This window comes from Myxococcus sp. CA051A (genome assembly GCF_013336705.1).
GTDB lineage: Bacteria > Myxococcota > Myxococcia > Myxococcales > Myxococcaceae > Myxococcus > Myxococcus llanfairpwllgwyngyllgogerychwyrndrobwllllantysiliogogogochensis.
In genome coordinates this window covers 782087-797171 of sequence record NZ_JABUMS010000001.1, presented here as the reverse complement: position 1 = coordinate 797171, position 15085 = coordinate 782087, and the positions used below count along the sequence as shown (strand labels likewise).

The 15085-nt window shown below is 68.5% G+C and carries 6 protein-coding genes; 3 read left to right on the top strand and 3 right to left on the bottom strand.

The annotated features are described in order from the left end of the window. Nucleotides 1-4: 4 nt before the first annotated feature. Nucleotides 5-424: an MAPEG family protein gene (locus tag HUA74_RS03190; protein ID WP_174453364.1), complete on the bottom strand. Its 420-nt coding sequence runs from the start codon at nucleotides 422-424 to the stop codon at nucleotides 5-7. Nucleotides 425-738: 314 nt separating this feature from the next. On the opposite strand from HUA74_RS03190, the gene HUA74_RS03185 reads away from it, so the two are divergent. The 3 genes from HUA74_RS03185 (at nucleotide 739) to HUA74_RS03175 (ending at nucleotide 12468) form a co-directional block, all read left to right on the top strand. Then, nucleotides 739-5205 carry a hypothetical protein gene (locus tag HUA74_RS03185; protein ID WP_174453363.1) on the top strand — a complete coding sequence of 1489 codons (4467 nt, stop codon included), beginning with the start codon at nucleotides 739-741 and terminating at the stop codon, nucleotides 5203-5205. A 114-nt stretch (nucleotides 5206-5319) separates the two neighbouring features. Beyond that, entirely contained in the window at nucleotides 5320-10851 is a 5532-nt protein-coding gene (locus HUA74_RS03180; RefSeq protein ID WP_174453362.1) for an RHS repeat-associated core domain-containing protein, read from the top strand. 150 nt (nucleotides 10852-11001) lie between these two features. Next, nucleotides 11002-12468, top strand: coding sequence for an APC family permease (locus tag HUA74_RS03175; RefSeq protein ID WP_174453361.1), 1467 nt, complete (start codon nucleotides 11002-11004; stop codon nucleotides 12466-12468). Nucleotides 12469-12632: 164 nt separating this feature from the next. On the opposite strand, the gene HUA74_RS03170 is transcribed toward HUA74_RS03175, so the two are convergent. Together HUA74_RS03170 and HUA74_RS03165 are read right to left on the bottom strand one after the other, a co-directional pair. Then, on the bottom strand, nucleotides 12633-14282 hold the full coding sequence (locus tag HUA74_RS03170) for a DUF4394 domain-containing protein (protein ID WP_174453360.1): 1650 nt from the start codon (nucleotides 14280-14282) through the stop codon (nucleotides 12633-12635). A gap of 294 nt (nucleotides 14283-14576) precedes the next feature. After that, a complete protein-coding gene (locus HUA74_RS03165) occupies nucleotides 14577-14903 on the bottom strand; it encodes a hypothetical protein (RefSeq protein ID WP_141642738.1) in 327 nt (108 codons plus the stop codon). Nucleotides 14904-15085: the final 182 nt, after the last annotated feature.

Sequence of the window (15085 nt, the reverse complement as noted above, 5' to 3'; positions counted from 1 at the left end):
CTGCTCAGAGCACGGCCATGGCCGCCCTGAACGTCAGTCCGACCAACGCCAGTGACGACAGCACGAAGAGCAAGAAGCGCAGCTCGATCTTGTTGATGAGCGCCTGCAACAGGCTGTGCACCACGCGCAGGCCCACGTAGCTCCAGGCCAGTATCAGGTTGAGGCCTGTTCCTTCGCCCAGCAGCGCCAGGGCCAGGGTGATGGCGTAGAAGAGGGTCGGCTGCTCCATCAGGTGGTTGTAGTTGTCGGCCTTCCAGCGCACCTGGGCCGGCAGCTGACTCATCTGCTCGCCGCGCGGTGCATACGGGTCGGGTTTCATGCTGACCTTGAACATGGCCGGCAAGCGCGTGGCGTACATCCAGGCCCACATGACCATGGACCAGGACACGAGCGCGACGACGGGAGCGAGAATGGGACTGTGCATGGTTCCTTCCCTGCCCCATGCCGCGGCACGGCGCAACCCGTGGCGGAAGTGACGAAGGCCTGGCCCCGTCGACCCGTGGGCCAGATTCGACGCTGAGCCCGGGAGCACCGGGAGCGGAATAATCCCCGGGAATATCCAGCGCGGGCTCCGTTCCCATCGCTGACAGCCTTCACGACCCCGCCGAGGGCCCTCGCTCCCGTCAGAGCCTGGGCCCGCGCGGTTCCCATCGCAGTCCCTGACAGAGGGCGCCCTGGAAGCGCCCGGAGACCCGGGAGCCGCGCACACGCGGGTGCTCCACGGGAGGAGTGTGTTTCATGCGTCCGTCGAGCCCGTGGTGTCTCGCAGTCCTCTGTGCGCTGGTGGCCTGCGGCGAGGCCACCGAGGAGGAGTTGAACGGCGTGGAGGCGCTGTCGGAGGCCTCGCAGTCCCTCAATGGCGCGTGTGATGACACGCGGCTGGCCTGGGCCTCCGCCGGAGACCCGTCCAACATCTGCGCGGTGCCGTGGCAGTACGGGCTGGACTGCAACAAGTCCGGAACCAACGTCACCTGTGGCCCGTCCACCGGCTTCGAGACGATGACCTGCTACGACTACCCGACGTGCCGGCTGCCCCAGTTCGGCGTCCAGGGCCGCGCGACGACGAACTTCAGCCAGACAGTCACTTCCTGCACCGCGTACACGGAACAGGAGTGCAGACCTAAGCCGCACACGCCCGATGTGGAGCTCTGCACGGACGTCACCCGCTTCAACTGCGCCACCCAGTGCCTGGCCGCGGCGAACGCGAAGCGCAACAGCCTGCCGCTCGCGGACCGCAACCTCGTCGTCATCCAGTCAGTCCAGGGGGCCACCGAGCGGGAGGTCAACTCCGGCTCGTGCACCTTCACGCTGACCCTGTGGCCCACGTACATCGCCAAGGCGGACCCGGCCTGTGGTGCGTCCACGGGCAACCACCCGTGCCCGGACCCGTCCAAGCCCATCTACCCCACGTGCCGTCACAACAACTTCGGCAATGACGTGGCCACCGCCTGCAACGCGAACCCGCTGTTCCACCCCGCGGACACGTCACTGAACTCCGTGAAGCTCGCGGCGGCGGCGAAGTGGGCGGCGATGACGCCGAAGAACTACGAGCCCTCGCCGCTCTATGTGCAGCAGCCGCTCTGCCGCACGTGTGACCACCTGACGCTCACCGCCGCCTCCACCGCCGTGCAGGTCACCGCCAAGTACGACTGTCTGGTGCAGCAGGGGCTCGCCTCGGGTCTCCCGGCCGGAGCCGGTGGCGCGCAGCTCCGCACGGAGGTCGTCTCCCGGCTGAAGCTGCTCTTCGAACTCCATGGACACCAACTGACGCCCGCGCAGGTGCAGTTCATCCGCGGCCTGTACCTGTCCGACCCGGCCGCCAACACGAACTGCAGCGCGGGCTTCATCCCGCCGTCCACGCCCGGTTGCGGCACGAGCCTGACGGCGCTCAACGCGTCGATGGACCTCTGCACCCGACTGTCCTCGTCCCACGTCCCCGGTATCTCCGCGCGCTCGCAGGCGGCCTATTGCGTGGGCCTGGCTTCGCAGGTCGCGGCGGTGCCCGCGGGCGTCTGCCAGGGTGACGTGTACCGCGAGAAGTACCACGCCATGTGGCTGAAGCTGTACGAGCGGACCCTCTCCGACATCCGCCGCGATGACGTCCCGAACGACACGCTCCAGCGCAAGGTCCCCAACGCGGACGACGTGCGCACCCACCTGAAGTCCATCAGCGACTGGTACGCGGTGCAGCAGGCGCAGATGTTCCCCGGGGCCCTCAACAGCCCGACGCTGATGAAGCAGCTCAGCGAGACGTTCGGCATGTTCTGGAAGGTCGCCTACGAGAACGCCCTCTTGAACGTGAACGGGCTGCCCCTGCACGCCCAGCCGCTCAATGCGGGGCTGCTCGTGGACCAGGCGGTGCTCAAGGCCACCCTGACGGGGACACCGGCGATGAGCGGCCCTCCCCTGCTGATGCTTTTGGGTGATGGCTTCAGCGGTCTGTTCCAGCGCATGGAGGACTTCAGCTACCTGCATGACCTGGGCTGCCGCTTCAAGGGCTGCGCGGCGGGCACCGTGGACACCGAGACGGGGGAGCTGTGGGCCCTCTTCGGCGCCGTGCCGGAGGCCACCACCCTCCAGGCGGCGATTTCAGCGGCCAACAAGCTGAACACGGCCGGCGAAGACCACGCGGGCTGGGTCTCGGTGTTCGGTCTGCTGCACTCGAACCACGTCACCTTCACCCAGGCGGTCCTCTCCGCCACGGGCGAGACGACGTACAGCCCCGCCCTGCTCAAGAGCGGCGCCGCTGGCGCGCCTCCTCCGCTGGCCCGCTGGGCACAACTGGTGGAGAAGGCGGATGCGTATTCCAGCAGCTACGCCAAGTCCGGCTTCTTCGTCAGCACCACGCGCGACACGCTGAAGACGGGCATCGAGGAGTACAAGTCCAACTTCATCAACGACGTGGTGGCCACGCGCAAGAGCGCGCTCACGACGGCGCTGAACGAGTTCACCCAGCATCGCGCCGCGCTCATCAACGAGGTGCTCGGCGAGGTGGCCAACGCCGCCAACCAGAAGACGGTGCGGACCACGCTGGCGCGCAAGCTCAACGAGTTCTATTCGCTCAACGCGGACCTCGTCGGGCTCCAGGACAACCTGGAGATACAGCGGATGCAGTTCAGCGACTTCGCGGCGGCGTTCAACACCACGCTGGAGAACGAGTCGCCGAACCTGGGCACGGACATCCAGCGCGGCCCGGTGCAGGTGCTCAGCATCGGCGCGGATGAGGCCCGTTGGTCGCCGGGTGGGACGTTCAACATCCTCTCGCTCGCGGTGCGTCAGCCGGGGCCGGGCGGCGTCGGCGGTCCCCAGGCCTTCGGCATCCCCGCGCTGCGCGGCGAGCTGCTGAACTTCGAGGTGTCTGGAGAGTACACGCCGAGCTGCGCCATCTCCGGAGCGATGCTGCCCCATCCCTCGAGCGGCACGCCGTCCGCCATCAACCTGGGCAACGGCCAGGCCCTCACGGGACCCGGGGGCTACACCGTCACCTTCTCCGGCAGTGGCTACGAAGCGGAGAGCGCGAACCTGTCCATGTTCTCGAAGAGCTCCGTGGAGACCCGGCTGTGCGCGGGCGTCAAGACAGAGGCCGGCGCGGAGTTCTTCGGCAACGGGACGACGGCGTACGTGTCGGCCGAGGCCTGCGTGAACAACTCCACGGGCATCGAAGGGACGTTCGACCAGCAGTCCGGCAGCGAGCAGCGCAGCACCGCCAGCTTCTCCATGGGCCTGCGCCTGCCGAACACGCCCTTCCCGAGCGCGCCGGTGGGCAGCCTGCTGCTGGTGGCGATGACGCCGGGAGGCACCGGCCGCAACCACATCCGCGACGTGCAGGTGCTCCAGTCGCCCCACACGGGCGTCGTCGTGGAGGCGGACACCGACTACTTCCTGGTGGTGAACGACGTGGGCTCCTGCGCGGACGACCTGTCGCACCGGCTCACGGTGAAGAGCGTGCGCCTCATGCCCACCGGCGAAGCCGCCCGGGCGCTGGGCAAGGCCATGGCCACGGTGATGACCGAGCTGCGCGGGGCGACGCCCGCCTACGTGGAACAGGGGCGCGTGACGAGCAGCGAGCTGGAGGCCCTGCGCGTCACCGCCGAGTCCCGGTTGCTCCAGCAGTACAGCGTGGAGTGTCCGGGCTGCCAGATGAGCGGCATGCCGGACATCTTCAGCGCGCTCTTCGTCTCCTTCGCCACCCAGGAGCTCGCCCGGCTGGAGCGACTGGTGCAACTGCGCACCGTGGAGCGCGCCATCGAACTCCAACTGCTCGACATCCAGTCCCTGGCGGATGACCTGACGATGGGCGCCAACCAGGCACGGCTGCTGCGCCTCCTGCCGCTGTGGCGCCTGCGCAACCTGGATGGCGAGGAGCTGCGTGACAAGTCGCGCGCGCTGACGGGGCTCGTCACCGAGTACCTCTACCCGACGCTGGACCTGCGCCACCCCAGCTCGCTCGTGGGCTTGAAGACGAACGCGGACATCAACGCGCTGTTGCAGGCGAACTGGTCCGACGACTTCACGGTGCTCGCCGACAAGGCGCTCGCGGCCGTCACCGCTGTCGAGGGAGCCCTGGCCCAGGCACGCATCACCGACAAGCTGCCCAAGGACGTGGCGCTCGCCTTCGCCTTCCCCAACCCCGCGTTCAACATGCCCACCCAGTGGCACGCGGCGAACCCGGAGCGCTCGGAGACGCTGTGGAACACGCTCCTCTTGGGCACGGGCGAGGTGAGCATCACCCTCACGCCGGATGACCTGTACAGCGTGGGAGGCCAGGGTGGCGCGCTGCTCTGCCAGCACCACATGCCCATCATCAAGAACCTGGGCGTCCAGGTGGTCCGTCCCTTCAGCAGCACCAACGCGTCCGACTCCCAGGCGGGCCTGACGGTGCCCGTGCGGTGGGGCGACGTGCTGTCGTATCCCTCCACGGCGGGCATCAAGAACTACGTGATGCTCAACCAGGACTTCCTCGTGGGGGCTCCGCACCTGTTGTTCGGCAATGACATCGAGGTGCTGACCCTCTTCGCGCAGGACCTCCAGCAGCCGTTCGCGACCATCGCCGGCAATGGCCTGTCGCCCTTCGGCACCTTCAACATCCGACTGGGCAACGTGCCTCCCGCGCTGTTCGCCGAGGCCTCCGCGCTGGTCATCACGATGAAGGTGGACGTGCTGGAGCTCGCGACGCCGGTCTCCGGCGTCACCGTCTGCCAGTAGTCAGCTCCCATTCGACGGGGAGGGTGGAGCGACGTGGGGAACGCCCCGCGCTCCGCCCTCCCCAGCCATCTCGCAGCGCCTCTCTCTTTCGTACTTCACCCATCAGGTAGGAACATGAAACCGCTATCCCTCTTCCGAAGGATGCTGGGCGGCACCGCCCTGCTCGTCTCCCCTCTCGCGCTCGCGCAGCCCGCCGGCTTCACGGACGCCAAGATTCAACCGCCCCAGCTCGCCGCTCCGCAGCGGGGCTCCCTCATCGGCACCTATGCGCAGACGGCCTTCGGCGCGGCGGATGTGGCGCGCGGTGGCTTCGCGCTCGCCTCCCCCTTCGCAGTTCCGAAGGACAGGGGCGAGGTGCTCGGCTCACCCTTCCCCACCTACTCCTCCGATGCCGGCCAGTCGGAGTGGGGACATGGCTGGCAGACGCGGCTGGAGATTCGCCGGTGGCGTGTTCGTGGCGACCTGGACTACGCGACGGACGAGCTCACCAGCCCCTGGGGACGGCTCGTCCTCGGCGCCGATGGTGCCTGGTATCCCGCCGACATGAACCCCGCCGTGCGCGTGGAGCAGTCCGCCACGGGCCTCACCGCCTATCACCCCGACGGCAGCGTCTGGAGCTTCGGTGATGGCGCGGGTGGAGTCGCGGGCTCGGCGCAGGTGAACACCGTGAAGGGTACCTACTCCTGGTCCCTGCGCGAGGTGGTGAGCGCAACGGGCCGCAAGACGCACTTCACCTACGAGGCCAATGCGACGGGCCGCCTCTTCCTGAAGACGGTGCGGTACGGCGGCACCGGCACGGACTTCCAGTACCAGGTGGACCTGGGCTACGCGACGCTCGCGAAGCCAGTGGACGACTTCCGCTCGAGCAAGAAGCTGCGGTTGGACCGCCGCGTGTCCACCCTGTCGGTGAAGGCGAAGAGCGCGAGCACGGGCCTCTTCGAAGCGCGGTGGCAGTACCAGCTCGCCTACACGGAGCCCGTGGACGGCGTGGCCTTCTACCTGTCCCAGGTGGACCAGACCTACGGCACCGCGCCCGACGTGACGGTGGCGCCCACGGCCCGCTACACCTACCACACGTCCGCGGACGCGCTCGCCACCGCCACCTTCAGCCGGGTGACGAAGCTGGACGCGACGCTCGCCACCGCGGGCCAGGACGCCATCCAGCCCTGGCGCGCCTCGCTGCTGGATGAGGACGAGGACGGACGGCTCGACTTCGAGCATGCCCAGGCCCAGATGCTCTACGTCCAGGAGGACTCCGGCTTCCGCGCCGAGGCCCTGCCTCCCGCCAACGCCGGCACGCAGTCCGTGTGCCGTCCCACGGCCCACGTGAGCAACGAGCCGCGTCTGCTGGCCCGCCTGCGGCCCAACCAGCTCAAGCCCGAAGTCGTGGCCATCACCAACACCAGCGGCTCCACCACGGACATCCGCGTGTGTGACCGCGCCGGCACGCTGCTGTCCCAGCAGTCCCTGACGGGCGCGTGGCAGTTGGGCCCGCACACCCGCTTCGTGGACCTGGACAGCGACCAGCAACCGGACTTCATCCGCGTCGTCCCGGGCGGCTTCCAGGTGCGTCCCAATACGAGCAGCGCGGCGCCCGGCACGCAGTTCGGTGCCACCCTCAACGGCACGTTGACGCCGAGCGTGTCGGCGACGGCGACGTGGGTGCACGACATGAACGGCGACAGCATCCCGGACATCGTCGCGCGCCTCTCCAACGGGCTGCACGTGTGGCCAGGAACCGGCAGGTACGCCTTCGACTCGGCGTCCAGCAAGCTGTTCCCCGTGCTGACGAAGAACGGCACCAGCCTGGCGCAGCTCGCGACGTACTCGGCCATGTTCGTCGACGTGAATCGCGACGGCATGTCGGACGTGCTGCTGTCGAAGGCGGGCCTCGCCCTGCTCTTCGTCAACAACGGCAGCGAGTTCCGCGAGGTCACCGTCCCCGCGCTCACCTTCTTCAACGGGACGACGAGCGCCCTGACTCAGGGCGACTTCGCGGGCAGCGGCAACACCAGCCTCACCGTGACGAAGGGCTCGGATGCCTACAGCACGTCGCTGGACGGCCCGGAGACGGGCCTGCTCAAGTCGGCGGACGACGGCAAGGGGACCCTGCTGGGCTTCACGTACACGCGACTGCCCGCCGCCCCCGGGGCCCGCTTCCGCCAGCCCGTGCTGGCGTCGCTGACATCGGCGTCCTCGGGCTACGACACCATCACCTACGCCTACCAGTACTTCGGCGCCAACTACCACTCGCAGGGTGGCTTCCTCGTCGGCTTCGACAGCGTCGTGCGCACCGCGCCGCAGGAGAGCCACGCGGTCAACTTCCTCAATGGAGATGACTTCGCCGGCCTGCTGCTCTCCGACACGCGTACGGACGCGCTCACGCCCCAGGTCCGCGAGGTCTCCTTCCGCGAGTACGAGGACGCCACGCACCAGGGCGTCACGTTCAAGCGCTTGAAGGAAGAGGGGCAGGGCTTCCGCGACGCGAGCCTGCCGGCGGTGACGCTCACCGAGTCCACGAAGACGGTCGCCTTCGACGGCCTGTGCCCGCAGCAGCAGGTGCGCGCCACCCCGTGGGGCACCCTCACCACCACGCTGGGACGCGCCAGCCTGCCGGCGCTCGTCAAGCACCTGCACTGCCTGCCCGCCACCTTGACGTATGCGGGCACGCATCCGCAGTCCTCGCTGAACTTCTCGTACCAGGGGGTCATCACCCGCAACACCGTGGGGCTCGTGCAGAGCGTCGTCGCCCAGGGGCCGCAGGGCGCCATGCCGCTCCAGACGGTGAGCTACTGGCCGGACTTCACCGTGAAGACGGTGAGCGAGCCGGGCCGGGGCAGCACGTCGTTCGAGTACACCCCGGGCCGCCTGCTGCTCTCCAAGGTGACCCAGCCGGACGGCGTGGCGCTGGAGGTCACCGAGCGTCACCCGCTGCATGACGGACTCCTGACGATGACCACCCGGCGCGGCGCGAGCACCCATGTGGAGCGCTTCCGCTACGACGGGATGGAGCGGCTGGCGAAGCGGTGGGACGCCCTGGGCGCCGCGAGCGAGGTGAATCCCAACGAGACGCTCAGCTACCGATTCGCCACCGCCACCCGCCCTGCCGGAATCGCCGCGACGGCGCTGGTGGACGCTGGCGGCAATGCCCGACGCTACACGGAGGAGTACTCCACCGCCGCCGGGGAAGACGTGGCCAGGACGCGCCTGGTTCCCGAGGGCTGGGTGGTGGACGGCCTGACGCTGCACAGCCGCCAGCAGCGGGAGAAGACGCGGTACGTGCGTCCCAACCTGCCGGCCAACGCCGACATGGCGGCCCTGGACTACGCCACGCTGCTGGGTGGCATCGAGCAGACGTCGAGCGTGCGCACCGCCGTCTTCGGCTACGACGTGGAGAAGGTGCTGCGCCACCACGTCGACGTCCAGCAGACCCTGGCCACGTCCTGGGCGCTGTCGGGGGGACGGCTCGTCGTGGAGACGCAGGAGAACAGCACGCAGACGCGTCGGCAGTTCCTGGACGCGGCGAAGCGGATGACGCGGTACGAGGATGAGCTCGGCTTCGCCTATTCGTACACCTACGACGCGCTGGGGCGCCTGCGGGGCGTGACGATGCCGGACAACCAGGGGCACCGGCTGTCCTACGACGCCTATGGTCGCGTCGACCGCGTGGAGCGCGATGGCGTGGCGAACGTGGACTTCGAGTACGCCCCCGGGACCTGGCTCGTGTCCGCGAAGCGCTTCCGCACGCCGAGCAACACGCTGATGCGCAGCGAGGGCTACCAGTACGACGGCATTGGCCGCCGCACCGGCATCACCCACACGAGCACAGGGGGCGTGAAGTCGTACCAGCTCTACTACGACGGTGCCTCGCCGGCGGCTCCCGCCAACACGAGCGTGCCGGGCCTGCTCACCGCGACGTCGGGTGACGGGTACACGAAGCGGATGGAGTACCGGACGGACGGCACGTTGACGAAGTCGACGCTCAGCCTCACCGGCTGGCGCACGGTGGAGAGCGAGCTGACGTACGCGGAGAGCGGAGAGGTGCGGCAGGAGGTCACGCGCGTGAAGGACGCGGGTGGCGGCGTCCTGTCCACCACGTCGCTCGGCTACGTCTGGGATGCCTGGGGCCGGATGAGCGCACTGACGCGCAACGGTCAGCCCTGGGCGAGCGTGCAGTACAACGCCCTGGGCAAGACGGCGATGGTGGACTTCGGTGGCGGCACGTCGGTGTCGCTGGGCTACGACGCCCTCACCCGGCAGCGCACCAGCCTCGCGCACACCACGCCGGCCTGGAGCTCCTCCATCGCCTGGAAGCTGAATGCTCGCGGGCTCACCGACAGCGAGGTGATGGGCTTCGGTGGCACGACGCTCGCGCGGCAGTACGGCTATTCACCCCAGGGCTTCCTGGCCTCGGCCCAGGACGCGCAGCATGCGTATGACTACGGCTTCGACGCGCTGGGCCTGTCCACGTTCATCTCCGATGCCTCGGGGACTCGCAACCTCGTCACGGGCGCGAACACGTGGGTGGTCGGTGGCGTGACGTACACGCGGGACGGTCTGGGCCGCACGGTGGCCCGGGACGACCTGAGCCTCACCTATGGGCCGGACGGCCAGGTGGCCTCCGCGCAGAAGGGCGCCCAGAGCTGGAGCTTCGTGTACGACGAGGACGGAGAGCGCCTGTTGAAGCGTGATGCGTCCGGGGCACCGCTCGCGGCATATCTGGAGGGCGGCGCGTATCTGGATGGCGCGGGACTCACCCAGCCGGTGCGCGTGGATGCGCAGTTGGTGGGCGCGTTGGAGAATGGCGCCTTCCGCCTGCTGTCCACCGACCGCCGTGGCACGGTGATGGCGGATGCGGACGGGACGCAGCGGGTGGCCTCGCCGTTCGGTGACCGGGCGACACACCCCACGGGCTCGGCGGCGCTGGACTACGTGGAGAAGGCCTACGACGCGGACCTGGGCTTCGTGCGCATGGGGGTCCGCGACTACGACGCCCGCATCAATCGCTTCACCACTCCGGACCCGCTGTTCCTCGAGGACCTGGAGAAGTGCCGCGCCAGTCCCGTCGAGTGCAACCTCTACAGCTACGTGAGCAACCGTCCGCTGGACCTGGTGGACCCGACGGGGACCGAGGAGAAGAACGTTCCCACGGGGGACGCGGTCGGCAACGCGGTCAGCGTGGGTGCGCCCATCGCCATCGCCGCGGGCGTGCAGGTCGGCGGTCCCAAGGTCGTCTCGGGCGTGAAGGCCGGGTACGACATGGGCAAGCGGTTCTTGAACAACCCGGTGGTCTCCGGGGTCCGCAAGGCCAACGCCGCAATCAAGGTCGTGAAGTTCATCGGCGGTTGCATCAACGGCACCAATCCCCTCTTCAGCGAGCCGGTGGCGCAGTCGCGGGCCCGCTTCATCCGCGAGGCCCTCCAGGAGATGGCGCAGCAGCAGGCCGCCCTCCACCAGGAGCTGGGCAGCTACCTCGAAGAGGCGAGCCAGTCCCTGCCGGATGAGGAGCGCATGGACTACGTCCACCAGCGCATCAACGAGCTGGCGGCCGAGGACCGCGCCCTCCAGAAGAAAATCGACAAGGCGACCGAGAACCTGGAGAGCGCGGAGCAGGAGCTGAAGGAGTTCTACGAGGACCACAGGTAGCGACACCTGTCGTGAGTCCATCGCGGAGGAGGGCCGGGTCGTCCACCGGCCCTCTTTCGCGTTCCAGCGATTCCCGCGCAGCGGCTTTGGGCAGGGCTCTCACGGGCCTGACGCTGGTCGGCGTCCGCCCTCGGACTATGCTCGGCGGCCATGAGCCCTCCTCTCGAGCATGAAGCTGGAGTTCCGTCAGGCACGTCGGGCGGAGGCTATTCGCGGCGGGTGGGCCTGTTCTCGGGGGTGATGCTCGTCATCGGCGGCATCATCGGCTCGGGCATCTTCCTCAACCCCTCCATCGTCGCCCAGCGCGTGCACACCCCCGCTCTCACACTGGGGGCCTGGCTGCTCGGCGGTGGCGTGGCCCTCATCGGCGCCTTCATCTACGGCGAGCTGGGACAGCGAATCCCCAAGGCGGGCGGCAGCTACGTCTACCTGCGCGATGCCTTTGGCGAACTGCCCGCCTTCCTCAATGCCTGGGGAATGCTGCTGATGATCGCCACCGGAGCCATCGCCGCGGTGGCGGTGACCTTCGCCAACTACACGCTGGCGCTGACGGGCCTCGCGGACGGCTACCGGTTTCCGCTCGCCGTCGGCGCCATCGTGCTGCTCTCCGGCATCAACTACTTCGGCGTGCGTCCCGGGGCGCTCACGCAGAACGTCTTCACGGTGCTCAAGCTGGTGGCGCTCGCGGTGCTCGTGGGCGCGGGCCTGCTGCTCGCGGGGGCCTCTCCCTCGGTGGGGACCACGACGCCTCCCGCGCCTCCGGACTCCATCGTGCTGGCTCTCGGCGCCGCGCTGGTCCCCGTCCTCTTCAGCTACGGCGGCTGGCAGCAGACCAACTTCGTGGCCGAGGAGCTGGTGAATCCGGAGCGCAACCTGCCCCGCGCGCTCCTCTGGGGCGTCATCGGCGTGGTGACGGTGTACCTGCTCGCGAACCTCACCTACCTGCGCACGCTCGGCGCGGAGGGACTGGCGGCGAGCAACGCTCCCGCGGCGGATGCGCTCGGGCTCCTGTTGGGGCCCACGGGCCGTACCTTCATCACGGCGGGCGTGGCGCTCTCCACCTTCGGGTTCCTCAACCTCGTCATCCTCGTGTCGCCCCGTGTCTACCAGGCGATGGCGGCGGATGGGCTGTTCTTCCCGTGGATGGCGCGGCTGCATCCGCGCTACCACACGCCCTCGGCGGCCATCGTCTTCCAGGCGGTCTGGGCCATCCTCCTCACGAGCACGGGGACCTACGGCGAGCTGCTCGACTACGTCGTCTTCGCGGACTGGCTTGTCTTCGGCGCCACGGCCGCCACGCTCTTCGTCTACCGGGCCCGGGAGCGACAGGGACAGGTGCCCCGCGTGACGTACCGGGTGCCTGGCCATCCCGTCACGCCCCTGCTCTTCATCGCGGCGGCGCTCTACGTCGTGGTGGGGTCCACGGCTTCCAATCCCCTCAACGCGCTCAAGGGCACGCTGCTGCTCGGCGCGGGCGTGCCTGTGTTCCTCTACTGGCGCAAGCGCAGGGAGGCGCCCGCCACGGCTCAGGTATCGGGAACAGACGTCGTGGAAGGCCCCTCGGTGCCGGAGCAGCCCGTGCGGAGCGCGGTGTCTGGCAAGCGCGGAGCGGACTGAAGGCCATCCCGGATGCTCCACGGCTCGGCGGGCCGCGGTGAACAGCGGCGCGCACGACGAGCCCGACCGGGAAGGGCGAGGTGCGTACCTCTCCACACAGATGCGCCGCCACCCCTGCGCGCAAGGCAGGGAATGGCGGCGCGCCCACCCTTCAGATGCATGCGTCAGTACACGATGGCGATGTCTCGCAGCTCCGGACCGGAAGCCCCACCGATGGCCGCCTGTTCCGCTGTCGTAGCGGTGCGCGGAAAGTACGTCGCGGCGCCCGTCAGCAGATTCACCTGATACAGCACATAGGGACCACTGGCCGCCGTGCGACCCGCCGCCAGCGGCAGCCCGTTGTCGCCGCCAGCGATATCAAACCCCGTCGCGCCGACAAACGTCACGCCCAGCGCCCCCACGTTCACCAGCGTGCCATCGTTGGGGGGCACCTGCTGAGTCAGCACGTTGCTGTTGCGCTCCAGGTCGAACAACGTCGTCGCCGTCGCACCCATGACGCTGTTCGTGTACGCCACACCGAAGACGACGGCATCCGGCGTCCGGTTGATAGCGCCGTCCGTGGTCGTCGCGCCCGTGTCGACGTTGATGCGCAGGTTCTGCCCCGTGTCGCTCACCACGCGCAAACGGTCCGCCACGGGATTGAAGTCGATGACGAACTGAGTCCCCGACAGCGCGGTGAAGGGTTCCGTGGTGTCGGCGGGGTCCGCGTTCAGGGTGGCCTTCGCGGTGACCGCGCCTGTCTGCGTGTCCACCGTGTAGAGCTTCCCGGCGGACGACAGGGCATACATCGTCCGGTCCGCCGGGCGCAGGTCGATGCCGAGCAACGTCTCCCCTGCTGGCACCCCCGTCAGCGCCACCGTCGCCGTCAGCGTGTTGGGCGCTGAGACGGCGGCACGCACGAGCTGGTTGTCGGTGGTGAGACCGTAGACCGTGGCGCCCGACTCCTGCTTCAGGGCCAGCCCCTTGAGGGGCTCCGTCGAGCCGATGGCCGCGACTTCCGTGGCGGGGGCCGAAGTATTCTCCGGAGTGATGCGATACAGGCGCTGCGTACCGCCCACCGTCAGCGCGGCATAACCGACGTTGGTCCGCGCATCGATGTCATAGCCATTCACCCCCGAGGCATCCACGCCCAATGCAACCGGCGCGGAGAGTGTGCCGTTGTTCGGCGGATCCTGGAGGTAGACAGTGTCGGTCGCCGCATCCAGCACGAAGAGGCGGGTGGTGGCGGTCTCCGCGAAGGAGTTGGTGTAGGCCGCACCGCTGACCTGCGCGCCGCCATTGCCGCCATTGATGGCGACATCCGTGATGGTGTCGCCGGTGTCGACATTGATGCGCAGGTTCTGCCCGCTGTCACTCACCACGCGCAGGCGGTCCGCCACCGGATTGAAGTCCACGGCGAAGTCGGTGCCGACGAGGCCCGTGAACGGATTGTCGTCCCCTGTCATGGCGGACAGCGTGGCCTTCACGGTGGCGATGCCGGTGTCCGGGGCGAGGGTGACGATTCGCGCCCCGCTGGTGAGGCCATACAGTTGCGAGTCGGCGGGACGGTAGTCGATGCCCAAGAGCGACTCCCCTGCGTCCAGGCCCGTTACTGCGATGGAGCCCACCAGGACATCGGGGGTCGCGCGATTGAAGGACACGAGCGTGTCCGATGCGGTCAGGGCGATGACCTCTCCCACCATGACCGGTTCCGGCGCGCCATCCAGCCCCGTGCCGGGAGTCGGATTCGGGTCGTCGTCGTCACCACAGGCCGTGAGGAAGAGCGCGGTAGCGAGCGCGGCGAGGAACGGGTGCGGCTTCCTGATAAGGGGCATGGGCTCTCCCGAAGGATGTACCGGATTGATTTCACGAGCCCTTACGATGGTCCTCTTGAGCTGGATTCCTCCCCGTGCCGCGGAGCACCTGGCTGTTCGTCATCCGACCCGCCGCGGAACAAGGCACCTTCCGAGGACGGACCGAAGCACCGCCGAGGCTTCTTGTTTCTCTGAAATCAAACACCGCGATCCGCCAGGCGAGGCAGGGAGCCCTGAGTCGCCGGAAGCCTTGACGGGAGTCCATCACCCGCCAGCATGCGAGTGATGGACTCGACCGCTCAGGATGAACCGGCGCTACAGCGTCACGGCCCGAGCAGCCAGCATCGGCGGCGCGCAGATGGGGGCCACGAGCGCGGCGTCATCACGCGACGACTCCGACGACGACAGCTCGTCCTCCTCGGTCCCCAGGGCCGCGCCGCCACAGGTGCCGTACTCCCACTCGGTCACCCACTCCTCACAGGTGACGACCTGCATGCTCCAGGGAATGGCACAGACCAGCCAGCACGGCGTGCTCTCATTGCAACGGTCCTGGGAGCAGTCCGGAGGCAGGGCCGACGCGGACAGCGGGGCCAACACGAGCGCCGCGACTCCTGCGAACAGGGACTTCGATAGCAGTTTCATGATGTCTCCACGATGACGGGATGACCGGGCCACCCACGCGTGAGCCGGCCCCTCGACTGTCTCAGGAAAACCGCGAATCTTCAAAAGTCGCGACTGGCGTACTTTTCTACTCCAGAAACACTTCAGCCCTGACCGAACGGGCCGCTTATGACCCTCCTGGGTCAGGACGTGATGCGGGTTCT

Coding starts and splice junctions, on each gene's coding strand:
- HUA74_RS03190 (WP_174453364.1), bottom strand. CDS start 424: ATGCACAGTCCCATTCTCGCTCCCGTCGTCGCGCTCGTGTCCTGGTCC.
- HUA74_RS03185 (WP_174453363.1), top strand. CDS start 739: ATGCGTCCGTCGAGCCCGTGGTGTCTCGCAGTCCTCTGTGCGCTGGTG.
- HUA74_RS03180 (WP_174453362.1), top strand. CDS start 5,320: ATGAAACCGCTATCCCTCTTCCGAAGGATGCTGGGCGGCACCGCCCTG.
- HUA74_RS03175 (WP_174453361.1), top strand. CDS start 11,002: ATGAGCCCTCCTCTCGAGCATGAAGCTGGAGTTCCGTCAGGCACGTCG.
- HUA74_RS03170 (WP_174453360.1), bottom strand. CDS start 14,282: ATGCCCCTTATCAGGAAGCCGCACCCGTTCCTCGCCGCGCTCGCTACC.
- HUA74_RS03165 (WP_141642738.1), bottom strand. CDS start 14,903: ATGAAACTGCTATCGAAGTCCCTGTTCGCAGGAGTCGCGGCGCTCGTG.